Here is a 25,919-nt window from a genome sequence, read left to right as displayed (position 1 = left end):
TTGTCTTTCTTGAAGAGCACGTCTTGGTTTTTACCGGTGGGGATCAGCCACGCACAGCAGGACAGGGATCAGAAAATACTCAGTGGATATTCGATGATGATGCGCACTTCGTTGTTGTCCGTGGTATCGGCCCTCGCCACTTGCGCAGTCGAGCGCACACTGGCCTGGCGCACCCGCAGCGACAGGTCCCTGGCCTTGCCCGACTGCACGACGTAGCGCGCTTCGATGTCGCGCTCCCAGCGCTTGCCGTCATCGCCGTAGCGTCCATAAGCGCCGTTGGGGCCACCGTCGTAATGGCTGTCGTCGATATGATCGCCACTGACGTAACGCGACATGAAGCTCAGGCCAGGCACGCCAAACGGCGCCATGTCCAGGTCATAACGCAGTTGCCATGAGCGTTCGTTGGGGGCGTTGAAATCGAGCACCTGCACCGAGTTGGAGAGGAAAATCGAAGTGCCCGGCTGCTGGTCGAAACCCAGGTAATCGAACGGCTCATTGCCATCGACCTGTTGATACGCCAGGGTCAATCGATGGGCGCCGAACTTGTACCCGCTGGCCAGCGACCAGGTGGTGTTGTCGATCCTGCCGGCCAGGCTCTGGCCGTCGTCGTTGGTGCGATAAATATTGAAATCCAGGTTCAGCGACTGGCCTTCACCCAGGGCAAAGGTGTAGTTGCCGTTGGCGTAGTACTGCCGCCAGATGTCGGTGAATTGCGAACCGTACAGGCTGACGCTCAGTTGATCGCTCAGGGCGTAGCTGCCGCCCAGATAATCGACGCTGCGGGTTTCCACGCCAGCGTACAGCGCTTTCAGCGCGCCATCGGCGTTGGTCGAATTGCTGTCGTTGCCGGCGGTGAAATGACCGATGTCCAGTTGCAGGGCCTTGAGCTCATTGCTGGTCAGCTGGAAGCCGGTGGCCACGCTGGTGAACAGTCGCGCATTGCCGGTGCCGAACACCGGGTTGAACGGTGTCAGGTTGCCGTACTTGAGTTCGGTGCGGGATATCCGCGCCTTCACCGCGCCACCCGCTTCGGAGTACTCATCCTCGGGATGGCCATTGGAATCGACCGGCAGCAAACCCGTGCCCGTGCGTCCCTTGCCACTGTCGAGCTTGATGCCCAGTTGCGCGTAGGCATCGACCCCGAACCCCACCGTGCCCTGGGTGTAGCCGGAGCGGTAATCGAGCATGATCCCGTGGGCCCATTCATCCCGGTAATTCTGCCCGCCTGGGTTGTTGAGGTTGTTGCGGTAGAAATAGAAGTTACGGTTGGTCAGGGTCAGGCTGCTGTCTTCGACGAATCCATTGTCGGCGGCGGCGTAGGCCATTTGCCCGAGGCAACTGCCGATGGCGAGCGACAAGGCGGGCCAGGGGGAGAGTCTCATTCTGCGTGTTCCTTGTTATTGTGATTGCACAGAACTGTTTATCGAGGACGACCGAAGCCCTGCTGCCAGGAAACCCGGCAACAGGGGTGAATATCGGCGGTATCAGGTGACGCTGTGGCGAACCTGGAATTGCGCTTGTGCCCAGGTTTTTTGATCGAGAATTTCGCCGAGGATCTGCACCGCGTCCCAGACCTCGGTGAAGGTCGTGTACAGCGGGGTGAAACCGAAGCGCATGATGCGCGGCTCGCGGTAATCACCAATGACGCCCCGCTCGATCAGGGCCTGGATCACCGCATAACCTTCAGGGTGTTCGAAGCTGACGTGACTGCCGCGCTTGGCGTGATCACGGGGCGTGATCAGGGTCAGCTCATGAGCGGCGCAACGCTGCTCGACCAGTTCGATGAACAGGTCCGTCAGGGCCAGGGATTTGCGACGCAGGCTGGCCATGTCGGTCTGGGCGAACACGTCCAGGCCGCACTCGACCATCGCCAACGAAGTGATCGGCTGGGTGCCGCACAGGTAGCGGGCGATGCCGCTGCTCGGCTCGTAGCGCGACTCCATGGCGAACTGCCGCGAATGACCGAACCAACCCGACAGCGGCTGCGCCACCAGATCGCACAACTGTGGATTGACCCAGACAAACGCTTGCGAACCCGGACCGCCATTGAGGTACTTGTAGGTGCAGCCGATGGCGTAGTCGGCGCCCGCCTGATGCAGGTCGACCGGTACGGCGCCGGCGGAATGCGCCAGGTCCCAGATGGCCAGCGCCCCACACTCGTGGGCCAGCGTGGTCAGGGCCTGCATGTCGTGCATGTAGCCGGTCTTGTAATTGACGTGGGTGAGCATCACCACCGCCGTATCCTGGTCGATCGCTTGCGGCAGCTCTTCAGGGCTGTCGACCAGGCGCAGGGTGTAACCCTGCTGCAGCATGTCGGCCAGGCCTTCGGCGATGTACAGGTCGGTGGGGAAGTTACTGCTTTCGGTGACAATCACCCGCCGCGTCGGCGACCTTGTGGCCTGCACACGCAGCGCGGCGCTGAGCACCTTGAACAGGTTGATCGAGGTTGTGTCGGTCACCACCACTTCACCGTCACCGGCGCCGATCAGCCCGGCCAATCGGTTGCCCAGATGCTCGGAAAGGTCGCGCCAACCGGCACTGTTCCAGCTGCGGATCAGGCCATTGCCCCACTCCTGGGCAATCACCTCCTGAGCCCGCGCCAATGCCGCGACCGGCCGTGCGCCCAGGGAATTGCCGTCGAGATAAATCACACCGTCGGGTAGCGCAAACTGCTGGCGAAGCGGCGCGAGAGTGTCCTGGGCATCGAGCGTCAGGCAATCGTTTCTTGTTGTCATCGGGTGTCCTGTTCTTTTGAAGGTCGTCGCGTTTTTCCGGGCGTTGTCTGGCCCTTTTCTGTGGAGAGATAATGAACGATGCTTTGCAGAATTTTCGTGCAAAGTAAGCGGCCATAGGGTAGTTGTTTCGCATAAAATTCGAATACAACTCCTATAAACGCGGATTTACACCAGCCATGAATCTCGACTCGACAGACCTGCGAATCCTCCATCAACTGCAACAGGATGGCCGTATCAGCAACCAGGAACTGGCAGAGAAAGTCGCCCTGTCGCCGTCGGCCTGCCTGCGCCGGTTGCGCCTGCTGGAAAGCGAGGGAGTCATCAGCGGTTATCGCGCCGTGCTGAATGCCGAGCGGCTGGGGATCGAACTGGAAGCCATCGTCCATGTGTCGTTGCGACAGGACGTCGAGGACTGGCACGAGACCTTTATCAAGAAGGTCCAGTCGTGGCCGGAAGTGGTCACCGCGTACGTGATCACGGGCGCGAGCAACTATGTGCTGCGGGTCCAGGCGCGCAACCTCAAGCACTTCTCCGATTTCATCGTCAACCACTTGAACCGCACCGCGGGGGTCACCGATATCCGCTCGGAAATCGTCCTGCAGAAAATCAAGGAGCGCGAAGCGTTGCTGGACCTGGTGGTGCGCAAGTAAGGGAGCAACGCACTGCTAAACCTGTGGGGGCGGGCTTGCTCGCGAAGAGGGAGTGTCAGTTGACCAATGTTCACTGGACCACCGCATTCGCGAGCAAGCCCGCTCCCACAGGGTTCGCTCAGAAACCGCGCATGCGCCGGGCTTCATTGCGCTGCAAGGTCATGCTCGGGGATTCGTCGAACAGCTTGCGGTACTCGGCGGAAAAACGCCCCAGGTGGGTGAACCCCCAGCCCATGGCGATCGCGGAAATATTGCGCGCCGAGCCGTGCTCGAGAATCTCCTGGCGCACGCCGTTCAGCCGGTATTTCTTCAGGTAGACCATCGGCGACAGCGCGAAGTACTTCTTGAACGCCTCGAACAGCTTGAAGCGCGAAACCCCGGCGGCGAGCTCGATGTCCTCCAGGTGCAGGGCCTCGCGAGCATTGTCGTGAATGTATTGCCGCGCCCGGATCAGGTAGTGCGGCAACTTCACGCCCAGCACCTCGCGCAACTCTTCCGAGTAGTTGTTCGGCTGGGCGAGGATCAGGCCTTTGATCAGCGAGCTCTCAATGTCCCGGGTAAAGGCCACCTGCTCGTAGAGTTCGCTGCTGCGCTCCAGCTCGGCGATGAAATAGCGCGCCATGCGCCACCACGAAGCCGACGCGCCGTCGACCGCATCCATCACCGGTTCGAAGCGCAAGGGTTCATCCAGCGGTCGCTGCAGCAAGCCCTGCAGGGATTCACTCATGGCAACGCGGGTGATCACCACCTGGACCTTGCGGCAATCGCCGGAGATCGCCAGCAGCTGGTTTTCATTCGGCGAAATGATCACACCCTGGTCGCGGTCGGACTTCACCACGCTGCCGTTCTTGCTCAACTCCTGCTCGCCCACCAGGGGCAGGCTCAGGCTGTAACTGCTGAAGTGCTCGGCGTCTTCGATATCGATGGTGACATCGGTACCGTATTCGATGGTGCCCAGGGTCGTGGCCATCGACTTGAACATGTTGGCGCTGTGGTGGAAGCGGATCCGCTCGGGCGTCGTGCTCACGAGTCGATGTGGCCCGCAAATACCGGACATCCAGTTTCTCGCGGCCTCGAGATCATCGCTGTCGACACGAATGTCGCGACACTGCGGATCGTTTTTGCTGTTCATCACGGTGCACCCACGGGCTATTTTTCAGCGCGCTCTGACGGCGCGTCTCAGGCGTGGAGAAGGCAAGTTCCAAGCCACAAAACCCCGGTGCCAACTTAGTGGATAGCAATCCTCGACTAGGCGGATAACGCAGCCGGTGATCGCTCCCCAACAGGCACTCGAGGTTGTGCAAAACAGTACCTGATTGCTGCAGACAGGGGCAGCCGTTCATCGTTTGGCGCGCGGTTTGGGTAGTCGCTGCACAGCTTGATACCCCGCGCGTGTTACCCCACAAATTATACGGACTGCCTTCGCCGACAAACCGGATAGACCCCCACCCGCCCCGTTCCCTCTAATGCGCACACCGATTAGCCCCAATAAAAAACAGGTGCACACCCATGAGTGGCGAAAAAAACGTCGAGCAGTGGAAAGCGTTTATCCAGGGTTGCCTGGACTTCCGTCCGGCAGAAGGCGTGTTCCGCATCGCCCGGGACATTTTCACCGAGCCGCAGTTGTTCGATCTGGAAATGGAACTGATCTTCGAGAAGAACTGGATCTACGCCTGCCACGAAAGCGAGCTGGCCAATAACCACGATTTCGTCACGATGCGCGCCGGCCGCCAGCCGATGATCATTACCCGCGACGGCAACGGGCAGCTCAACGCCCTGATCAACGCCTGCCAGCATCGCGGCACGACCCTGACCCGGGTCGGCAAGGGTAACCAGTCGACCTTCACCTGCCCGTTCCATGCCTGGTGCTACAAGAGCGACGGGCGCCTGGTGAAGGTCAAGGCGCCTGGCGAGTATCCGGAAGGCTTCGACAAGGCCACCCGTGGCCTGAAAAAGGCGCGCATCGAGAGCTACAAGGGTTTCGTGTTCATCAGCCTCGATGTTCACGCCGACAACAGCCTGGAAGACTTCCTCGGCGACGCCAGGGTGTTCTTCGACATGATGGTCGCCCAGTCACCCACCGGTGAGCTGGAAGTGCTGCCCGGCAAGTCGGCCTACACCTACGACGGTAACTGGAAACTGCAGAACGAAAACGGCCTCGACGGCTATCACGTGAGCACCGTGCACTATAACTACGTTGCCACGGTGCAGCATCGCCAGCAGGTCAACAGCGAGAACGGCAGCGGCAACGGCAGCACCCTGGACTACAGCAAGCTCGGTGCGGGCGATGCCAATACCGATGACGGCTGGTTCGCATTCAACAACGGCCACAGCGTGTTGTTCAGCGACATGCCGAACCCGACGGTACGCTCGGGCTACGCCACCATCATGCCGCGCCTGGTCGAAGAACATGGCCAGGAAAAGGCCGAATGGATGATGCATCGCCTGCGTAACCTGAATGTCTACCCGAGCCTGTTTTTCCTCGATCAGATCAGCTCGCAACTGCGCATCATCCGCCCGGTGGCCTGGAACAAGACCGAGATCATCAGCCAGTGCATCGGGGTGAAAAACGAGTCGGATGCCGACCGCGAAAACCGCATTCGCCAGTTCGAGGACTTCTTCAACGTGTCGGGCCTCGGCACGCCGGACGACCTGGTGGAATTCCGTGAAGCCCAGCGCGGTTTCCAGGCACGCCTGGAGCGCTGGAGCGACATTTCCCGTGGCAGTCATCGCTGGGCCACCGGCGCCACGCCCAACAGCGAGGCGATCGGCATCGCCCCGGCCATGACCGGCACCGAATTCACCCACGAAGGGCTCTACGTCAACCAGCACAGCAACTGGCAGAAATTCCTGCTCGATGGCCTGGACGCGAAATCCCTGAAACTCCGTGAGGTGCAATGATGAATGCGCAATTGCAGTACCAGATCGAACAGTTTTTCTACCGCAAATCCGAACTGTGCGACGCCCAGGACTGGGACGCCTACCTCCAGCTGTTCGCCGAGCAGAGTGAATTCCACCTGCCGCAATGGGATTCGGAACACGTCTACACCCGCGACCCCAAGCGCGAAATGTCGCTGATCTACTACCCCAACCGTTCCGGCCTGGAAGATCGCGTGTTCCGCCTGCGCACCGGCAAGTCCGCATCCTCGACACCGATGCCGCGCACCCTGCATCTGATCAACAACGTGCGCATCGACGAACTCGAGGGCGGTGAACTGGAGGTGCGCCTGAACTGGCACACGCTGTTCTATCGCCTGGCCACGTCGGAGCAGTTCTATGGCCGCGCCACCTACCGGCTCAAGCCCCACGCCGACAGCTGGCTGATCAGCCGCAAGCATGTGCTGCTGCTCAACGACACCATCAACTCGGTACTCGACTTCTACCACCTCTGAATCCCTGGAGACCGAGGCATGAATCACAAAGTAGCGTTCAGCTTTGCCGACGGCAAAACCCTGTTCTTTCCCGTACAACCCAACGAGATCCTGCTCGACGCCGCCCTGCGCAACGGCATCAACATTCCCCTGGATTGCCGCGAAGGCGTCTGCGGCACCTGCCAGGGGCGCTGTGAATCCGGCGACTACAGCCAGGATTACGTGGACGAGGAAGCGCTCTCGAGCCTGGACCTGCAACAGCGCAAGATGCTCACCTGCCAGACGCGGGTCAAATCCGACGCGGCGTTCTATTTCGACTTCGCCTCCACCCTGTGCAACGCCTCGGGTCCAGATCAACTCAGCGCAACGGTGACCGACGTCAGGCAGATTTCTGCCAGCACCGCGATCCTGCACCTGGCCCTGGATACGACAACCCCGCTGGATTTTCTCCCGGGGCAATACGCCCGGTTGTCGATTCCGGGCACCGAGAGCAAGCGTTCCTACTCGTTTGCCAATCGGCCGAGCGAGCACAATCAACTGCAATTTTTGATTCGCCTGTTGCCCGACGGGGTGATGAGCAACTACATCCGTGAACGCTGCCAGGTGGGCGACGAAATCATGCTCGAGGCACCGCTGGGCGCGTTCTATCTGCGGCAGGTGGCCAAACCGCTGACCCTGGTGGCGGGTGGCACCGGGCTGTCGGCGCTGCTGGGCATGCTCGACGACCTCGCCGAACGCGGTTGCGTGCAGCCGGTGCATCTGTACTACGGCGTGCGCGACGCTGCCGACCTGTGCGAACGCGCACGGATCGAGGCCTATGCCGAGCGCCTTCCGGGGTTTCGCTACACCGAAGTGGTCAGCGATCCATCGCCTCAGTGGACGGGCAAGCGCGGCTACATTGCCGAGCATTTCGACCTCAGTGAATTGCGCGACGCGCCGGTCGACATGTACGTCTGCGGCCCACCGCCGATGGTCGAGTCGATCAAGGACTGGTTACAAAGCCAGGCGCTGGACAGCGTTCACCTGTATTACGAAAAGTTCACCGAGAGTAATATCTGATCTTTCAAATCAGGCCTGACAACAATAACCAGAAGGGAACGAGATGGCGGATGAAATCTTGCAACAGGGCTCGCTCAAGCGGGGGTTGAAGAACCGGCACATTCAATTGATCGCCCTGGGCGGGGCGATTGGCACCGGGCTGTTCCTGGGCTCGGCGGGTGTGCTCAAGTCGGCCGGGCCGTCGATGATCCTCGGTTATGCGATTGCCGGGTTCATCGCTTTCCTGATCATGCGCCAGCTGGGCGAGATGATCGTCGAGGAGCCGGTGGCCGGTTCCTTCAGTCATTTCGCCCACAAGTACTGGAGCGGTTATGCCGGCTTCCTGTCCGGCTGGAACTACTGGGTGCTGTACGTGCTGGTGGGCATGGCCGAGCTCACGGCCGTGGGCAAGTACGTGCAGTTCTGGTGGCCGGAGATCCCGACCTGGGTCAGCGCCGCGGTGTTCTTCGTCCTGGTCAACCTGATCAACACGATGAACGTCAAAGTCTTCGGCGAGATGGAGTTCTGGTTCGCGATCATCAAGGTCGTGGCGATCATCGGCATGATCGTCCTGGGCTGCTACATGCTGTTCAGCGGCACTGGCGGCCCGCAGGCGTCGGTCAGCAACCTGTGGAGCCACGGCGGTTTCTTCCCCAACGGCACCACCGGCTTGCTGATGTCGATGGCGTTCATCATGTTCTCCTTCGGTGGCCTGGAACTGGTTGGCATCACGGCCGCTGAAGCCAGCGAACCGAGGAAGGTGATCCCCAAGGCGATCAACCAGGTGGTTTATCGCGTGCTGATCTTCTACGTCGGCGCCCTCACCGTGCTGCTGTCGCTGTACCCTTGGGATCAACTGCTGCAGACCCTCGGCGCGTCCGGCGATGCCTACAGCGGCAGCCCGTTCGTACAGATCTTCTCGCTGATCGGCAGCGACACCGCCGCGCACATCCTCAACTTCGTGGTGCTCACCGCGGCACTCTCGGTCTACAACAGCGGCGTCTACTGCAACAGCCGCATGCTCTACGGCCTGGCCGAACAGGGCGACGCACCCAAATCACTGATGAAACTGAACAAACAGGGCGTGCCTCTGCGGGCGCTGGGCATCTCGGCACTGATCACGATGCTGTCGGTGCTGGTCAACTACCTGGCGCCCCATGAAGCGCTGGAGTTGCTGTTCGCCCTGGTGGTCGCCTCGTTGATGATCAACTGGACGCTGATCAGCCTGACCCACCTGAAATTTCGCAAGATCATGGGCCAGCAAGGCATAGTGCCCGGCTTCAAGTCGTTCTGGTTTCCCTACAGCAACTACCTGTGCCTGGCCTTCATGGCCATGATCATCTGCGTGATGTGGATGATTCCGGGCATCCGCGCGTCGGTCATCGCCATCCCGGTGTGGGTGGCGATCATCTACCTGTTCTACCGGGTGCGCGTGGCGCGCGATCGCAGTTTGCCAGTCGCTCAATAATTTAGCGCGCAGCAAAAAGCCCCGGCATTCAATGAATGCCGGGGCTTTTTAATGCCTGTCAGGTCAAAGGGTCGAACGCACCCGCCACAATTCCGGGAACAGCACGGTATCGAGCATCTTGCGCAGGTAACCCACTCCTTCAGTGCCACCCGTGCCAGGCTGGAAGCCGATGATCCGCTCGACCGTGGTGACATGGCGGAAGCGCCACTGGCGGAACGAATCTTCGAGGTCGATGAATTTCTCGGCCAGTTGATAGAGGTCCCAATAACGCGTCGGATCCTTGTAGACCACCCGCCAGGCCGCTTCGACCGAGGCGTCATGCTGCGTCGGGGCGCTCGGGTCACGCTCGAAACGCTGCGGGTCGATCGCCAGCCCGGCGTTGGCCATCAAGCGAATGGCTTCGTCATACAGCGAAGGGGTGGCGATGGCTTTTTCCAGCTCCTGCAACAGCTCCGGCCGATGGGCGTGGGGGCGCAACAGCGTCGCGCTCTTGTTACCGAGGATGAACTCGATTTCACGGTACTGGAACGACTGGAAGCCCGACGATTGCCCCAGGAAAGGCCTGATGGAGTGGTACTCGGTAGGCGTCATGGTAGCCAGCACCGTCCACGCATGTACCAACTGATCAAAGATCCGCGAGACCCGCGCCAGCATCTTGAAGGCCGGCGCCAGCTCACCCAGCCGAACGTGTTCGCGGGCGGCCTTGAGCTCGTGCAGCATCAGCTTCATCCACAGCTCGGAGGTCTGATGCTGGATGATGAACAGCATCTCGTTATGGTCCGGCGACAACGGGTGCTGGGCACTGAGAATACGCCCCAGGTCCAGGTAGTCGCCGTAGCTCATGGAGTCGGAAAAATTCAGCTCGGCGTTATGCCACTCCGCTGTCTGATTGGCAGGCGAATACGGACATTGGCTCATTGAACAGGCTCCTGATGTAGCGATGAATTCAGTGGACGCAAGATCGCCCTGACCGGGCTGGCGTCGAGGTTGGCAAATCGCAGTGGCAGCGCGATCAACTCGTAGTCCCCTTCCGGGACGTCATCGAGCACGATGCCTTCGAGAATGGCCATGCCGTGACGCGCCACGGCGTTGTGCGCGTCCATGGTCTTGGATTGCTGCGGGTCCAGCGACGGCGTGTCGATACCGATCAGGCGCACGCCGAGACTGGCGAGCAGGTCGACGGTGTCTTTGCTGACCGCGGTGAATTCGGGGTCCCAGGTGGTCTGCGGCGCCTGTTGATAAGTACGCAGCAGCACGCGTTCGGGCAGGTTGGCCAAGCGACCTTGCAGTTGCCCGGGTCGCACCAGCGCGTCGCTGCCCAGGCAATGCAGCACCCGGCAAGGCCCGATATAGACGTCGAGCGGCACATCGCCGATGGCCGCGCCGTCCTTGCTGTAGTGCAGCGGCGCGTCGACATGGGCGCCGGTGTGCGGCGACAACGTGATGCGCCCGACATTCACCGGGCATTCAGGCCCCAGGGTCCAGACGCGCTCTTCCTGAAACGGCGTATCGCCCGGCCAGGTCGGTGTTGCGGTGCTCAAGGGCGGGCTGATGTCCCACCACGACATTGTTTTTTTCATAACACAGCTCTCGGCCTTTTCCGAAGTGAATGATACGAGCGATACCTGTGCATGTTCTTGCAAAAAACTTCGAAAAAGCCTGGGGCTTTCGCACAAACTGCCAGATATCGGCGGTTTATGGCGTGGAAATTTCAATGGCGCCACAGTCGCTGGCAGGCGTCGAGCCGCTGCGTTTCTGGATACCTCGATGTCGAGCACAGACAACTGGCGCCCGGGCAGGCCCTATAGGGTGCGACTTCAGTTCTCCCCAACGCCGGAGTCATCATGACCGCACCGATCACCGTTCTTCGCGACACCCACCCGCTGCCCGTACTCGATGCCTGCAAATGGGAAAAACTCGAAGGCGACCCGCACACCGTCAACCTCAACGCCTACACCAGCGAAGACGGCAGCAAGATCATGGGCACCTGGATCTGCACGCCGGGCAAGTGGTACGTGGAATACGTGAAGTGGGAATACTGCGATTTCCGCGAGGGCTACTGCATCATCACCCCTGAGGGAAAAGAGCCGATCCACCTGCGCGCCGGTGACATTTTTGTCGTTGAGCCGGGGATGAAAGGCACTTGGGAAGTGGTGGAAACCGTGCGCAAGTATTTCGTGTTTGCCTGATGCAAAAAAACCGGGAGATCACGCAATGTGATTTCCCGGTAAATGTCGATGCGCTTCTCTGTAGGAGCGAGCTTGCTCGCGAAAAACCTGAGAGCACCGCGGGGTGCCAGGCTTCCAGCGTTATCGTTGACGACCATCGCGAGCAAGCTCGCTCCTACAGGTTTTCAGCATGATTATTGCGGCTTGCGATAGCTGTTGATGATCGCCGAGAAGTCACTGCCACCTTCCCCACGCAAACTCATCGCCTGATACAACTGTTGCGCCACCGCGCCCATTACCACCGGCTGGTGCGCCGAACGCGCTGCTTCAGTGGCCAGCCCCAGGTCCTTGAGCATCAGCTCGGCGCCAAAGCCCCCGGTATAGCCGCGCGAGGCCGGGGCCGTTTCGACGATGCCCGGCCACGGGTTGTACATCTCCGAACTCCAGCAACGCCCGGTGGAGCTGTTGATGATGCCCGCCAGCACCTTGGTGTCGATACCCAACGCATCACCCAACGCCATGGCTTCGCTGACCCCGACCATGGAAATGCCCAGCAGCAGGTTGTTGCAGATCTTGGCGATTTGACCGGTGCCGACTTCGCCGCAATGAACGATGTTACGGCCCATCTGCGCGAGCACCGGTTGCAGGGTCGCGAACAGTTCCGGGGTCGCGCCGACCATGAAGGTCAAGGTCCCTGCCGCGGCGCCACCGGTGCCACCGGAAACCGGCGCATCGGCCATGGCCACGCCCTGTTTGGCAGCGGCGGCGGCCACGTCACGGGCGGTCTGCGGATCGATGGTGCTGCAATCCACGGCTGGCACACCCTTGCCGATACCGGCGAGCACACCGTCTTCGCCCAGCCAGACGCTGCGCACATGCACGGCAGCCGGCAGCATGGTGATCACCAGTTCCGCGCCTTCTGCCGCCTCACGTGCCGAAGCGCTGATGCTGCCGCCCAGTTGCTCAAGCTCCGCCAGCACGGTTTTGTTCAGGTCGACCAGGCGCAGTGCATGGCCGGCCTTGATCAGGTTGCGCGCCATCGGCGCGCCCATGTTGCCGAGACCGATAAAAGCGATGTTCATGTCCGGCTCCTTAACGCAAGTTGATGGTGGTGTTCACACCGTCGTTGACGCTGTCGTCATCGAACCAGCGGCTGGTGACGGTCTTGGTCTGAGTGTAGAACTGCACCACTTGCTTGCCATACGGGCCGAGGTCGCCGAGCTTGGAACCACGGGAACCGGTGAAGCTGAAGAACGGCACCGGCACCGGAATCGGGATGTTGATGCCGACCTGGCCGACGTCGATTTCGTTCTGGAACTTGCGCGCCGCCGCACCGGATTGGGTGAACAGGCCGGTGCCGTTGCCGAACGGGTTGGCGTTGACCAGGGCGATGGCCTCGTCGAGGGTATTCACTTCCAGCACCACCAGCACCGGACCGAAGATTTCCTGGGTGTAGATCTGCATGTCGGTGGTCACGCCGGAGAACAGGGTCGGGCCGACAAAGTTGCCCTTCTCGTAACCGGGAACCGTGATTTCGCGACCATCGAGCTCGAGTTTCGCGCCTTCCTTGATGCCGCTTTCGATCAGATCAAGAATTCGCTGTTTGGCTTTTTTGGAGATCACCGGGCCGACGTCGGTGCCCGGCTCGCTGCCGGCATTCACCGTCAGTTTCTGCGCCAGCGCCTTCAGGTCAGGCAGCCATTGCTTGGCCGCGCCCACCAGCACGACCACCGAGGTGGCCATGCAGCGTTGACCGGCTGCGCCAAAACCGGCGCCCACCAGGGCATTCAGCGCCTGTTCGCGATTGGCATCGGGCAGCACCACGGCGTGGTTCTTCGCGCCCATCATCGATTGCACGCGTTTGCCGTGCTTGCCGGCCAGGTCGTAGACGTGGGTGCCGACCGCCGTCGAACCGACGAAGGAAACGGCCTTGATGTCCTTGTGGGTGCAGAGCGCATCCACCACGTCCTTGCCACCGTGCACGACGTTGAGCACGCCGGCCGGAACGCCGGCCTCGATGGCCAGCTCCACCAGCAGCATGGTCGACATCGGGTCCTGCTCGGACGGTTTGAGCACGAAGGTGTTGCCGCAGGCGATGGCCATCGGGAACATCCACAGCGGAATCATCGCCGGGAAGTTGAACGGGGTAATGCCGGCGCACACGCCGATCGGCTGGCGCAGGGTGTAGGTATCGACACCGCCTGCGACGTTTTCAGCGAATTCGCCCATTTGCAGGCTGCCGATGGAGCAGGCGTGCTCGACCACTTCCAGGCCACGGAAAATGTCGCCCTCAGCGTCGGCAATGGTTTTGCCCTGCTCGGCGCTCAGGACCACGGCGATGCGCTTGGAGTGTTCACGGATCAACGCCTGGAGCTTGAGCATGATGCGCATCCGCGCGCCGATCGGCGTCAGCTTCCAGGTCTGGAAGGCGCGATGGGCTGCACTGATGGCCGCGTCGACTTCTTGAGCGGTGGCAAACGGCACCTTGGCCAGCACCTGTTGGGTGGCCGGGTTGATGATGTCGTGCCATTCGGTGGTCTGGGATTCGACCCACTCGCCGTCAATCAACAGCTTGACCTTTTGTACGGTAGTTTCGTTGGGCGTGAGCGAAGCGTTCATGTGGGTCTCCGGATGCTTGTTTTTATCTTGGGAGCCAAGGCGAGAAAGTCGCCTTGAGATGAGGCGTATGCCGCGAATTGGTGATCGGACTGTTTTTGGAGTATAGATGTGCAAACTTCTAATAAGAACGCACATAAAAGCCGGTCCAACATGCAAAAAAACATCACCTCTCTAGGCTCGCTGAACTGGGATGACCTCAAGTTTTTCCTCGAAGTCGCCCGCACCCGCAAGGCCAGCACCGCGGCCAAGCGCCTGGCCGTCGACTACACCACCGTGTCGCGGCGCATCAGTTCACTGGAAGCTTCGCTGGGCACCTTGCTGTTCGAGAAATCCCGGACCAGCGGTTTTGTCCTGACCGCCGAAGGCCAGCGTTTGCTTGGGTACGCCGAGTCGATCGAAAGCACGCTGCACATGGCCTGCGAACAGGTGTCGGGGTCCGGGGTGGCGTTGTCCGGCCACGTGCGCATGGGCTGCACCGAGGGGTTCGGCAGCTTTTTCATCACTCCGCAACTGAGTCATTTCGTCGACGCCTATCCGGCGATCTCGGTGGATATCCTGCCGCTGCCGCACTTCATCAGCCTGTCCAAGCGCGAGGCCGACATCGTCATCGCCCTGGAACGCCCCGAACACGGGCCTTACGTATGCTGCAAACTGACCGACTACCGCCTGCAGCTGTACGCGACCCAGGAATACCTCGACAAACACCCGGCCATCCGCCGCCCGGCCGACCTGGGCAAACATTCGTTCATCAGTTATGTCGACGACCTGGCGTTCAGCTCCGAGCTGCTGTACCTGGCCAACGTGCTCCCCGGCGCCAGCGCCAATCTGCGCAGCACCAGCGTGATCGCGCAGTTCGTGGCGGCGCAGCAAGGGCGATCACTGGCCATCCTGCCGTGCTTCCTCGCCGCCCAGGACCCACGGTTGCTGGCGGTGTTGCCGCAGGAGATCAACATCACCCGACAATTCTGGATGTACTGCCGCGAGGACCTGCGCAAGCTCAAGCGGATCACACTGCTGTGGGATTACATCCGCACGGTGACCGAGCAGAACCAGGCGCTGTTGATGGGGGACAGTCGGCAAATGCTGTTTGCCGACTGAGCTTCTTCAAGGAATCAGGTAGCGCCAACCTTCAAGTTGGAACGGGTTGGCCAGCGACTTTCCTGGACAGTGTCTTACCAAAAGCAATCCACCACTTTTCATAATAGAAAGTCGAGATATGCGCGGTCATGAAAATGGCGGCGAACAACAACGGACGCTTCAAATATTTTATGACGGTATCTCCGCTACCCAGCCAGGTATGTGCCAGCAGTGGATGAACAACGTAGAGCGCGTAGGAAATGGTGGCGATATAAAACAGAACGCGATTATTCAGAACCTGGGCAACAATGCGTGTCTGGCCATTGACTAACGTGCTCCCCACCATGGCGGCGGCAATATAGGGGCGCAGGTAGTTCATGAAGCCGCCGTCAGGATGACTGGAAACAACAAAAAGGAGGAACAAAACTATTTGCACAACCCATATTGGTTGCGGAAGTTTCACAAAGGTGCCGCCCACTCTTTTGTGGTATATCAGTGCAAGTAAACAGCCAGAAAGTATTTCATCAATGCGGTAATAGGTGTTGATCACGACATGGGCATCGTTCATGACTCGGTAGGTCGTGACGGCGATGGCGAATACAGGAATCATCACCATCCACTTTTTCCGCATCATGACGACCAGCAAAGCGATGGCAACATAAAACTGGACCTCCATGCACAAACTCCATAGATGCCCGTTTACATTGCCAAGCCACATGGGCGGCCAGTTGGCATAGAACAGAAAGTTTGCGAGGTAGTAATCCGGAGGGCTGCTCATGATCGGCAAGACAATTGCCATGTACAACCAGGCAAGAGGCACAATCCGAAAGAACCTGCGAATCAAGAAATCAATGACGCTGTCGTTCTTGAGCAGGAAACTTGTTATCAGGAAACCCGACAGGGTAAAAAATATAGCCATGCCCATAACACCTGCAGCGGAATTCAATTGCAGGATCTTTGGGCCGAGTGGTAGCAGGTGACACGCCAGGACAAGCAATATACTTATGCCGCGCCATCCATCAAGTACATTTAATCGAGAGTGTGCTACGGAACCATCACTCATATTGGCATTCGCTCTTTGGATATGAAAACCCAATAGTCGCAGCGCTGAAAATCTCATGAAGCCAGACCATTCAAGCCTGTAGTCTAGGTCAGCTTTTGCACTTTACACTTCACACCATGATAAAATTTTGTCGCGAGCAATTGGTTAAATCACTGTTTTTTTGACGGTACTTTCATGGCGTGAAGTGAATCGTCCACTTTTTGGCAGATGCGCTGCGAGCGCTATCAGTCGATCCCCTCCTTGAGCTCCAGCATCAACCCACTCAAGCGTTTGACCCGGCGTCGCACCGCCTCTTCGAAGACGCCGGCCCGAGGTTCGATCAAGGTGAACCAGTCCTTGGCCCGGGTGATGCCGGTGTAGATCAGCTCCTTGGTGAGCACCGGGTTCAGGGCATCGGGCAGGATCAAGGCGGTGTGGGCGAATTCCGAGCCCTGGGATTTGTGCACGGTCATGGCGTACACGGTTTCGACATCATTGAGACGACTGGGCAGTACAAATCGCACGCCGCCCTGGCCGTCGTTCCTCGGGAACGCGACCCGCAGCACAAGCTTCCCGGCCTCGGGGCCCTCGCGTTCGGGAAGCTTGAGGGCGATGCCGATGTCGCCATTCATCAGGCCCAGGCCGTAATCGTTGCGGGTCATCAGCACCGGCCGGCCTTCGTACCACTGCTGGTCGCTGTCGATCAGCCGCGCCTTGAGCAAGGCGTCGGTCACCCGCTGGTTCAGGCCTTCCACGCCCCACGGCCCTTTGCGCACGGCGCATAACAACTGGAACGCGTCGAACGCCTGCAGGACCTGCCGCGCCCAATCAATCCAGCGCCCATCCTCCAAGGGACAATCGAGCGGTGGGCGCTGATTGCGCAGCAGGCTCAAGTAATACCGGTATCCTTGCGGCCCCTCACCATGACCTTCGAGCAACAGGCGCTCCAGCGCCCGATCCTGTTCATTTTTGAGCGACAGGCAGAACACATCGTCGTGGCTGCGCGCCGCCAGCAATTTTCGGGCTTGGGCGGGCTGTTGCTGGTTGACCCAACGGGCCAGCTGACCAATGCCGCTGCCTTCGCCGAAGCGCCGCGAGTGGCGCAACATCACCACTTGCTGGGCGAGCGGATGGGAACCCTGGGTGTCTTCCTGCAACCCACTCGCTTCGAGGCTCTCGCCACTGACGGCCTGCAGCCATTGGCGAGTCTGCGGGCTGTACCAACCCGCCTCGGCGTCGCGACACAGGTCGCCCAGCACGGCACCGGCCTCCACCGATGCCAACTGGTCCTTGTCACCCAGCAGCACCAGGCGGGCATGGGCCGGCAGCGCATCGAGCAGGTTGGCCATCATTTCCAGGTCGATCATCGACGCTTCGTCCACCACCAGCACATCCAGCGGCAAGTGATTGCCGGCGTGGTGACGGAAATGTCGGGTCCCCGGGCGGCTGCCGAGCAGGCGGTGCACGGTGGTGACATCGGAGGGGATTTTTTCGCGGATGGCTTCCGTGACTTTCAGCGTCCGCACTTGCGCACTGATGGATTCGGTCAGCCGCGCCGCGGCCTTGCCGGTTGGCGCGGCCAGGCGAATGCGCAGCGGCTTGCCCGCCTCTACCGCCGGCGCCTGGAGCAACGCGAGCAAGCGCACCACCGTGGTGGTCTTGCCGGTGCCCGGACCGCCGGTGACGATACTGAACGCGCTGCGAGTGGCGAGGGCGCAGGCCAGTTTCTGCCAGTCGATGACCTCACCGGACCTGGCCGGGCCAAACAGACCGGTCAGGCGTTGCAACAGATTCTGGGGGGCGTCTTCCTGCCCCGCCAGACGCTCACGCAACGCATCGTCGATGCGGCGCTCGTAGGCCCAGTAGCGCCGCAGGTACAGGCGCTTGCCGGCCAACACCAGGGGCCGCTGCTGCACGTTGTCGCGCTCGTCCGCGGCCAGGGCAACCAGGCTGCTGGATGCCAGCACCTTGCACCAATGGGCGCCATCCAGGGTTTCCAGCAGCTGCGACGGCAGCAACATCGCGCCACCTTGCAGGTCGCCTTCCGGAGGCAGCGACAGGGCGAAGTCCGGCTCCTTGAGGGTCTCGAACAGGTCCAGGCAGACATGCCCGTGCCCCAACTGGTGACTGGTCAATGCCGCCGCCAGCAGCACCAGCGGGTCATCGGCCGGTGCCAGCTCGTGAAGAAAGCCGACGAAGGCCTTGTCCAGTGCGCGCAACCAGCCACGCTCGACCCAGCGCGAGAGCAGCAGCAACAGGTCTTCGGCACGACTCAATGGGCTGAGTTGCGCCAGGCTCTCGGCAGTCAGCGGCGTCGCCAGCACATCGGCGAAGGTACGGTTCATAGCAGTACTCCCTGTTCCCAGGCGGGTTCGACCCTGGGCTGCGGTTTGCCTTGGAACAGGCGGTCCAGTTGCTCGATCAGCGCCCGGGGCGGACGGGCGAAATACACGCCCTGGCTCGGCGCACGCGTGCCCCGCAGGAACAGGTACAGCGCACCGCCGACATGCCGGTCGTAATCGTAATCGGCCAGCCGCGCCTTGAGCTGGCGATGCAGGGCCAGCAGGTACAGCACGTATTGCAGGTCGTAGCGGTTGTCGAGGATCGACTGCTCCATGGCCTGTTCGGTATAGGCCGCGTCGTCAACTCCGAGCCAGTTGGATTTGTAGTCGGCGACGTAGTAGCGGCCATCATGCTCGAACGTCAGGTCGATGAAGCCCTTGAACATGCCATTGAGCAAGACAGGTTCCGCGGCCACCCGCGGCACACCGTTGTGGGTGTATTGGCACACCAGGGCATCGAGCTTGAGCACATCGACCTTGTGGCTGGCGAACCAGAATTCCATCTCGACCTGGTACTGGGTCAACTGCGCGAAAATCACCGGTGCCTGGTCGCTAGCCACAGGCAACGGCGACTTGAGCAGGTGCTGCAACCATTCACTCAGCGTGGTGATCCAGCCTTCCCAGCCTCGGCAATTGCAGCGCCGGCCAATCGCATCCTCCACCGCCTGCGGGGTGGCGGCAAACCCTTCGCCACCGGCCCATTCGAGCAAGCCATGGAGAAAGGTGCCCGGGTTCGGGCCACGGGGGAATCGATGGATATCGGCACCGCCAGCCACCATCTCGCGGGGGGCGTGTGGGTCGAGACGTTCGTCGTCGAAGAGTTTCTGTGCCTGCGGACTTTCCGGCGCCTGATCACTGCCGATGCTCAGGCTGTCGCCAATACGCAAGGCGCTGTAGGAGGCAATCCACCAGTTTTCACTGGCCTTGCGTTGCACCGTCAACGGCGCCAGCAACGCCGCGGTGTTCTGCGGGGGATGGTAAGACTCGAGGGTGGCCTCGGGCATTTCGCCGTAGCCGATCGCCGGACAGCCCTGTTGCAGGTCCCGTAACCAGGCCTGCAAACCCACCGACTCGTTCAGGCAGGCACCGCCGCCCAACAGATACCCCAGCGCCGACAGGTGCAGCACCGAGCTGTTGTTGTTGCCGCGCTTGAGATCCGCCACGCCCAACCAGCAGGCGTGTTGCGCCCGGGTCAGGGCCACGTACAGCAGGCGCAGGTCTTCGGCCAGACGCTCGTCATCGGCCTGGGCAATCAGTTCGGGCGTGGGGCTCAGGGTTACCTGGGCCTTGCCCGTGGCGTCGTGGTAATGCAATGGCAGGCGGCTGCCATCCACCGGTTTCGCCGAGCAAATGAACGGCAGGAATACCAACGGGTACTCAAGCCCCTTGGACTTGTGGATGGTCACGACCTTGACCAGTTGCTCGTCGCTTTCCAGGCGCAGGATCTGCTCTTCACCGGCCTGGCCCGACAACGCCAGGTGCTCGGACAAATGCCGGATCAAGGCCTGCTCGCCGTCCAGTTCGGCGGCTGCCTGTTGCAGCAACTCGGACAGGTGCAACAGGTTGGTCAGCACTCGCTCACCATCGCTGCGCGCCATCAATGCCTGGGGCAGCTTGAAGTCATGCAGCAAGCGTCGCAGCATCGGCAACACGCCCTGCTTGCGCCACAGCTCGCGATAACGGCGGAACTGCATGACCCGGGATTCCCAGGCCAGTTCGTCCTGGTTCAACTGCTCCAGTTCGGACAATGACAGGTTCAGCGTGATGCTGGCCAATGCCGCCCGCAGCGGCCGCTCGACGTCCGGCTCGGCGCAGGCCTTGAGCCAGGTGAGTACATCGTGGGCTTCCTGCGCGGCGAACACCGAGTCCTTGTCCGACAGATAAACGCTGCGCACGCCGCGGGCAGAGAGCTCGGCACGCACCGCCTGGGCCTCCTTGCCGTCACGCACAAGGATGGCAATGTCCGCCGGCATCAGGCCTTTGAGCACCTGGTCGTCACGCACGAACCCCGCCAGGCCTTGTTGCCCGCCATTGAGCAAGGCAGTGATTTCACTGGCACAGGCGGCGGCCAGTTGTTGCCGATAGACCGCGCCGGACATCGGCTGCTCGGCCGCCAGGTGCCAGATGTTCAACGCCGGCACTGCCCGCTGATTGATGCGCAGGACTTCCTTGCGCCCCTGGGACTCGACGGGCAGGAACGGCACCGGGTTGTCGCCATTTTTTTCCCGGAACAGAAAGGCCCCACGCCCCGACTCGCGGGACTCGGCACAGTCGAATACATGGTTCACGGCACTGACCATGCCATGGCTCGAACGGAAGTTGGTGCCCAGGGTGTGCAGGCGGCCCGTGGTGGCCTGGCGGGCGCGCAGGTAGGTGTAGATGTCGGCGCCGCGGAAGGCGTAGATCGCCTGCTTCGGGTCGCCGATCAGGAACAGTCCGCTGTCGGGGCTGTTGTCTTCAATGCGGTAGATGCTCTCGAAGATCCGGTACTGCACCGGGTCGGTGTCCTGGAATTCGTCGATCAACGCCACCGGGAACTGCTCGCGGATCAAGGTCGCCAGGCGCTCGCCGCCCTCGCTTTGCAGCGCCGCGTCCAGGCGCAGCAACATGTCGTCGAAACCCATTTCAGCACGGCGGCGCTTTTCCTCTTCGAAGCGCGCGCCTACCCAGTGGGCAGCGTGCTGCAGCACAGCGGCATCGGGTGTCGGCAAACCATCGAGGCAGGCCTTTAGCCCGGGCATGGCGTCCAGGCCTGGATGGTCCGGCGCGGGGCCCTTCTTCCAGGCTTCTGCCATTCCGTCGGGGGTCAGGCGGGTGAAGCCGGTGCCGATGTCCAGTTGCTCGAGGGCCTCGTCTTCGGCCCAGGCTTTGATTTTCTCGAACCAGGGCTCGAAATACCGCGCCTGCATCTTGCGCCCGTCGACACTCTTGCTGGCGACACCTTCGTGACACAGGGCCAGCAGCTCGTCGGCCCACTGGCGCCACGGCATCTTGAGCTCAAGCAGGGCGACTCGGCGCTCCTGCAGACATTCGTTGATCAGTTGCGCCGGCTCAACACCGGCGAGAGTGTCACGCGCGCTGGCGAACAGCCCGCGGATCCGCGGCAACAAGGCCGCCGGTCCGCCCCAATTGCCGCGCACCCAGTTCAACGCATCGCCCTGCATCGGATAACAGAACAGCCGCCAGTAATCGCGCAGCACTTCACCGAGCAGATCGCTGTGGTCGGTTTCCAGGGTCTGGGTAAACAGGCTGCCACTGTCGAAGGCGTGCTCGCGCAACATGCGCTGACACCAACTGTGGATGGTCGACACCGCCGCCTCATCCATCCATTGCGCGGCGATGTCCAGGCGATTGGCGCAGCCGGGCCACTGTTCTGGTGCGTACTCTTCACGCAGCTCGTTGATCAGCGCGTCCGGCGCCGGCGTTTCCTCGCGGAAAAACCGCGCGGCTTCGGCCAGGCGCGTGCGAATGCGTTCGCGCAGCTCTTTGGTGGCGGCATCGGTAAAGGTCACCACGAGGATTTGCGGCGGCAGCAGTTCACGGCCGAAACCACAAGGCTCTCCACCGTGGCCAAGGACCAGGCGCAGGTACAGCGCGGAAATGGTGAAGGTCTTGCCGGTCCCGGCACTGGCCTCGATCAGTTGACTGCCACGCAGCGGGAACGCCAGGGCCAAGGGGGTCTGGGTGGTCATGGGCGGGGCTCCTCGCTGGACACTGAACGCCAAGGGGCCTCAAGCAGCGGTCGATACAGGGCGTCACACCAATCGGCGAACGTCTCGTCGGCGACCAGGGCGTCGTAATCGGTGAACTGACGCGCGAGCGCCACGCTTTCGCGGCGCTCGCCGTCGGTGGTCAAGCCATCACCTTCGTAGGCCTTGCGCGCGGCGGCCTGGGCTTTGAGCGGGTCGGTTTGACCGAGCCAGGCAAAGGCGGTCTTGACCGCGATTGGCAGGGGTTGGCGCATGCCCGCTTGCCATGCCTGCAACAGATCGCCCAGGGTTCGCAAAGCACGCTCCCGGGCAATCGGCTCGAGTATCAGGCTGTCGTCACTGGCCACCAGGGCCGTGGTCATCGCCATGCCGCTGGCGCACGCCACCAGGTGGTTGACCCACGGCCGCGTCAGCCGATGCCATTTGCGCGACTTGATCGAACCGATGCTGTTGGGGATCGTCGTGATCGAAAGCAAGCCGCCGTCGGCACGTTGGTGCAGGCCACTGAGCCAACCCTCGATGCGCAGGCCATCCACTTGCAAATTGACTGGCAGGGCGCTGGTCAGGGGCGTTGGCCATAAGGCCAGAAGCTGTTGATAACGCGCGAGCAGATCCGGCAAGGGTTCGATCAACTCCCGTTGCAGGCATTCGCCAAACCCCGCCATCGGCAGCAGCCCGCTGTTTTGCAGGCGACTGGCCTGCGCCTCCAGCACCCGTTCGGAGTTATCCAGGTCTGCCAGTGCGGCGCCGAGCAAACTGTCGCTCAGGCTATAGCGTTGCAAGGCATCGAGGACAAAGGGCTCTTCATCGGCCAAAGGCACTTCGGCCGCCTCGAAGAACACCTTCAGGCGCTGACTGAAGAAATGACGCACCGGGTTGCGCAGGAAATCCTGTAGTTGTCCCAGACTCAGCGGCTCCTCCTGGACGTGGGCATCCAGTAGCTCACTGACAGGCGCCTGCCCGCTGGCTTGATGGAGCACCTGCCACTCGCTGGCATAGCTGAACAAGGCATCGCCCTGGTGGAAGTAACGGGCGCTGAAGGGTTGCAGCGGGTGCTCCTGGGTCAGGGCTTCGAGTAGATCCTCCTCGGCATCGACCAATCGCCAACCGCTGGCCAGATGGTCCCGAAGCTGGCCGATGAGCACCGATGCCGGGCGCTCGCTGTTATCGCGGATGCTGCGACCGACCCAACTGACATAGAGCTGCTCGCGCGCCGACAGCAATGCTTCCAGCAGCAAATAGCGGTCATCCTCACGTCGTGAGCGATCGCCGGGGCGGTAGTCGCTGCCCATGAGGTCGAAATCCAGCGGCGGCTGTGCCCGCGGGTAGTCGCCATCGTTCATCCCCAGCAGGCACACCAGCTTGAACGGGATCGCGCGCATGGGCATCAAGGTGCAGAAGTTGACCGCACCGGCCAGAAAGCGCTGAGACAAGCGCCCCTGATCGAGACCGGCGAGCCAGGCTTCACGGACGACAGTCAGGGTCAGCTCGTCGTGCAAGCCAACTGACTCACAGTTTTCGAGCCAGGTTTCGCGCAAGGTTTCCAGCTGCGTCAGCAAATACTCGTCGTGCTCGTTGCTGGCCTGGAAGAACAGTGCCACCAATGCCTGTAAACGCAGGCTCCATTGCTGGGGCGATGCCGGTCGAGTGAGTTCGTGGTGGGCGATTTCCAAGGCATCCAGCAGTGCAACCAGCGGGCCGATGAGCGCGGCATCCAGACCACCGATCTCGTCGTAGGGTTCGATGCCGCCACAGGCGCCGGAACTGCCAACGGCGTAGCCGAGCAACATCCGCCGCAGGCCAAAACGCCAACTGTTCTGCTCCAGTGCCTCAGGCAGGCCCAGGCCGGCACGCTGCTCGGCATTCATCCCCCAGCGGATGCCTGCCCCTTCGATCCAGCGGTGCAGGGTTGGCAGGTCACGCTCCTCTACGCCGAAGCGCTCCCTTAGCGCGGGCACGTCGAGCAGGTCGAGAATCTCGCTCACCGGGAAACGGCTGTCTGGCAGCTTGAGCAGATGCTCGACCGCGATCAGCAACGGATCACGGCCGCGCTGGCCCTGGTCGGCGAGGGTGAAGGGTATGAAGCGCGGATCGTGGCGCTCCAGCTGGCCGAACACCGCGCGAATGTGCGGGGCATAGGCATCGATGTCCGGGACCATGACAATCACGTCCCGGGGCCGCAATAGCGGATCGGCGCTGAAGCGCGCGAGCAACTGATCGTGCAGGATCTCCACTTCGCGTTGAGCGCTGTGAGCAATGTGGAAGCGGATCGACGAGTCTTTCTTCAAGTCCACGGCCGGCCAGCATTCGCGGGTTTCGCCCAGCGGACGCAACTCAAGGATGTCGTCCTGCAACTGGTTGAGCATGTGCAGTGGCTGGCTGTCACTGAACAGGTCGATGCGACCGTCACGAAACGCCGAACGATAGCTGTTGGGATCGTCGTAGCTGTCGAGCAGGTTGATGTAGTCCCGCCCCTGCTTGCCCCATGCCGCGAGTAACGGATGGGCGTGTTGATGCAGGGTTTGCGGGTCGAGCACGCCGGGCATGCCGCTCTTGCGCGCCTGCCGTTTGTATTGATGGCGCAGCAGGTCCTTGTCGGCGACGATGTCCGCCCAATGGTGGCGACAGGGGTTGTGCACGCACAGCAACACCTGGCTGAATCTAGCCAGGCCGGCCAGGGCTTCCAGGGCTTGAGCGGGCAGGGAGGAAATGCCGAATACTATGACCCGTGACGGTAATCCGGTAGGAGCCACGTCGAGGCTGTTGATGCGTTCGATAAACCGCTGATGCACGCCGGCCCGGCTTTGCGCCATCCCTGCTTCACCGACATCCAGCAACAGTGCACGCCACAACTCCGCCTGCCAGGCATTGGCCGCGGTCAGCGGCTTGGCTTCGCCCCTGCCGTTGCGTAACTGGTGACGACCTTCGGCCCAGTCTTCGAGCCAATCGGCGCGGTACACCTGGTACTGGTCGAACAGATCCGCCAGGCGCTCAGCCAATTGATAGCGTTTGCGCAAATCGGTGTCATGGGTGAGAAAGCGCTGTAGCGGCTCGAAGTGCGGCTGATCGATCACCTGCGGCAGCAGGCGCATCAGGCGCCAGGTCAGGGGGGCTTTATCCAGCAGCGACTTGGCCGGAATGTCGTCGCGCCCCAGGACCATCCGATAGAGCTGCCACATGAAACTGCCAGGCAATTGCACGTCGATGGCGGCGGCGATCCCGCAGCCGCCCATGTCGTCATCCTCAGCGTCTTCGGCCAGAGCCAGCTTCAGCCACTGGGCAATGCCGTTGCTCTGCACCAGGGCGATTTCATTTTCCAGGGGAGCCAGCGGGTAGCGCCGCATCCAGCTCACTACCAGGCTGCGTAACTCGTCCAGGCGATTGCCATGAACCACCATAAAACCAGCACTGAGGGACGTTGCGTCCGGCATAAAGGCTTCCTTGGAAAGCGCAAATCGAGGGAGGACTTTAGCATTGAAGGCGACTTGCTTCATGGTAGGAGCGAGCTTGCTCCTACAGGAAAAGCGGGCACAAAAACAAAACCCCTACCTGCATACGCAGATAGGGGTTTCGGAATTTAATCTTGACGATGACCTACTCTCACATGGGGAAACCCCACACTACCATCGGCGATGCATCGTTTCACTTCTGAGTTCGGGATGGGATCAGGTGGTTCCAACGCTCTATGGTCGTCAAGAA

18 protein-coding genes and 1 rRNA gene are annotated in these 25,919 nt (G+C 61.3%); 7 read left to right on the top strand and 12 right to left on the bottom strand.

Annotated elements, in window-relative coordinates; all coding sequences use genetic code 11:
• Positions 1 to 68: 68 nt before the first annotated feature.
• Together SOP95_RS00095 and kynU are read right to left on the bottom strand one after the other, a co-directional pair.
• A complete protein-coding gene (locus SOP95_RS00095) occupies positions 69 to 1,382 on the bottom strand; it encodes an OprD family porin (protein ID WP_323605448.1) in 1,314 nt (437 codons plus the stop codon).
• Between the two features lie 102 nt (positions 1,383 to 1,484).
• Positions 1,485 to 2,735: a kynureninase gene (gene kynU, locus SOP95_RS00090; RefSeq protein WP_323605447.1), complete on the bottom strand. Its 1,251-nt coding sequence runs from the start codon at positions 2,733 to 2,735 to the stop codon at positions 1,485 to 1,487.
• A gap of 176 nt (positions 2,736 to 2,911) precedes the next feature.
• On the opposite strand from kynU, the gene SOP95_RS00085 reads away from it, so the two are divergent.
• Positions 2,912 to 3,385, top strand: a complete 474-nt coding sequence (locus SOP95_RS00085) for an Lrp/AsnC family transcriptional regulator (protein WP_046820664.1) — start codon at positions 2,912 to 2,914, stop codon at positions 3,383 to 3,385.
• A 118-nt stretch (positions 3,386 to 3,503) separates the two neighbouring features.
• Here the strand turns inward: SOP95_RS00085 and SOP95_RS00080 are convergent, their stop codons facing one another.
• Positions 3,504 to 4,517 carry an AraC family transcriptional regulator gene (locus SOP95_RS00080; RefSeq protein ID WP_274074121.1) on the bottom strand — a complete coding sequence of 338 codons (1,014 nt, stop codon included), beginning with the start codon at positions 4,515 to 4,517 and terminating at the stop codon, positions 3,504 to 3,506.
• A 377-nt stretch (positions 4,518 to 4,894) separates the two neighbouring features.
• On the opposite strand from SOP95_RS00080, the gene antA reads away from it, so the two are divergent.
• From antA to SOP95_RS00060, 4 genes are read left to right on the top strand one after another with little or no spacing between them, the layout of a single operon-like run.
• The gene (gene antA, locus SOP95_RS00075; RefSeq protein WP_274074122.1) at positions 4,895 to 6,286 is read left to right on the top strand and encodes an anthranilate 1,2-dioxygenase large subunit; all 1,392 of its coding nucleotides are present in this window, start codon (positions 4,895 to 4,897) and stop codon (positions 6,284 to 6,286) included.
• The gene (gene antB / locus SOP95_RS00070) at positions 6,286 to 6,777 is read left to right on the top strand and encodes an anthranilate 1,2-dioxygenase small subunit (RefSeq protein WP_323605445.1); all 492 of its coding nucleotides are present in this window, start codon (positions 6,286 to 6,288) and stop codon (positions 6,775 to 6,777) included. Before antA ends, antB begins: the two co-directional genes overlap by 1 nt.
• Before the next feature lie 18 nt (positions 6,778 to 6,795).
• Entirely contained in the window at positions 6,796 to 7,815 is a 1,020-nt protein-coding gene (gene antC / locus SOP95_RS00065) for an anthranilate 1,2-dioxygenase electron transfer component AntC (protein WP_323605444.1), read from the top strand.
• A gap of 43 nt (positions 7,816 to 7,858) precedes the next feature.
• A complete protein-coding gene (locus SOP95_RS00060; RefSeq protein ID WP_323605443.1) occupies positions 7,859 to 9,262 on the top strand; it encodes an amino acid permease in 1,404 nt (467 codons plus the stop codon).
• A gap of 63 nt (positions 9,263 to 9,325) precedes the next feature.
• Here SOP95_RS00060 and kynA read toward each other — a convergent pair whose 3' ends face one another.
• Both kynA and kynB read right to left on the bottom strand, forming a co-directional pair.
• A complete protein-coding gene (gene kynA / locus SOP95_RS00055; protein WP_274074126.1) occupies positions 9,326 to 10,180 on the bottom strand; it encodes a tryptophan 2,3-dioxygenase in 855 nt (284 codons plus the stop codon).
• Positions 10,177 to 10,842: an arylformamidase gene (gene kynB, locus SOP95_RS00050; protein WP_323605441.1), complete on the bottom strand. Its 666-nt coding sequence runs from the start codon at positions 10,840 to 10,842 to the stop codon at positions 10,177 to 10,179. Before kynB ends, kynA begins: the two co-directional genes overlap by 4 nt.
• Before the next feature lie 264 nt (positions 10,843 to 11,106).
• Between kynB and SOP95_RS00045 the strand changes: the two genes are divergently transcribed.
• Entirely contained in the window at positions 11,107 to 11,451 is a 345-nt protein-coding gene (locus SOP95_RS00045) for a cupin domain-containing protein (RefSeq protein ID WP_274074128.1), read from the top strand.
• A 173-nt stretch (positions 11,452 to 11,624) separates the two neighbouring features.
• Here SOP95_RS00045 and mmsB read toward each other — a convergent pair whose 3' ends face one another.
• Both mmsB and SOP95_RS00035 read right to left on the bottom strand, forming a co-directional pair.
• Positions 11,625 to 12,512, bottom strand: a complete 888-nt coding sequence (gene mmsB, locus SOP95_RS00040) for a 3-hydroxyisobutyrate dehydrogenase (RefSeq protein WP_323605437.1) — start codon at positions 12,510 to 12,512, stop codon at positions 11,625 to 11,627.
• Between the two features lie 10 nt (positions 12,513 to 12,522).
• Entirely contained in the window at positions 12,523 to 14,049 is a 1,527-nt protein-coding gene (locus SOP95_RS00035; protein WP_274074130.1) for a CoA-acylating methylmalonate-semialdehyde dehydrogenase, read from the bottom strand.
• Between the two features lie 150 nt (positions 14,050 to 14,199).
• Here SOP95_RS00035 and SOP95_RS00030 point away from each other — a divergent pair, with 150 nt between their 5' ends.
• On the top strand, positions 14,200 to 15,147 hold the full coding sequence (locus SOP95_RS00030; RefSeq protein WP_323605435.1) for a LysR family transcriptional regulator: 948 nt from the start codon (positions 14,200 to 14,202) through the stop codon (positions 15,145 to 15,147).
• 31 nt (positions 15,148 to 15,178) lie between these two features.
• Here the strand turns inward: SOP95_RS00030 and SOP95_RS00025 are convergent, their stop codons facing one another.
• From SOP95_RS00025 to rrf, 5 genes are all read right to left on the bottom strand, one after another.
• Positions 15,179 to 16,189, bottom strand: a complete 1,011-nt coding sequence (locus tag SOP95_RS00025; protein WP_323605434.1) for an acyltransferase family protein — start codon at positions 16,187 to 16,189, stop codon at positions 15,179 to 15,181.
• A gap of 224 nt (positions 16,190 to 16,413) precedes the next feature.
• Positions 16,414 to 18,513 carry an exodeoxyribonuclease V subunit alpha gene (gene recD / locus SOP95_RS00020; protein ID WP_323605432.1) on the bottom strand — a complete coding sequence of 700 codons (2,100 nt, stop codon included), beginning with the start codon at positions 18,511 to 18,513 and terminating at the stop codon, positions 16,414 to 16,416.
• A complete protein-coding gene (gene recB / locus SOP95_RS00015) occupies positions 18,510 to 22,202 on the bottom strand; it encodes an exodeoxyribonuclease V subunit beta (RefSeq protein ID WP_323605430.1) in 3,693 nt (1,230 codons plus the stop codon). Before recB ends, recD begins: the two co-directional genes overlap by 4 nt.
• A complete protein-coding gene (recC, locus tag SOP95_RS00010) occupies positions 22,199 to 25,651 on the bottom strand; it encodes an exodeoxyribonuclease V subunit gamma (protein WP_323605429.1) in 3,453 nt (1,150 codons plus the stop codon). Before recC ends, recB begins: the two co-directional genes overlap by 4 nt.
• A gap of 150 nt (positions 25,652 to 25,801) precedes the next feature.
• Positions 25,802 to 25,917: ribosomal RNA gene (gene rrf / locus SOP95_RS00005) — 5S ribosomal RNA — on the bottom strand.
• Positions 25,918 to 25,919 lie beyond the last annotated feature (2 nt).

It is taken from the genome of Pseudomonas sp. YuFO8, from assembly GCF_035065025.1.
GTDB classification, from domain to species: Bacteria; Pseudomonadota; Gammaproteobacteria; order Pseudomonadales; family Pseudomonadaceae; genus Aquipseudomonas; species Aquipseudomonas putida_AE.
The sequence above is the reverse complement of the archived record's forward strand: the minus strand, read 5'-3'. Positions and strand labels throughout refer to the sequence as shown.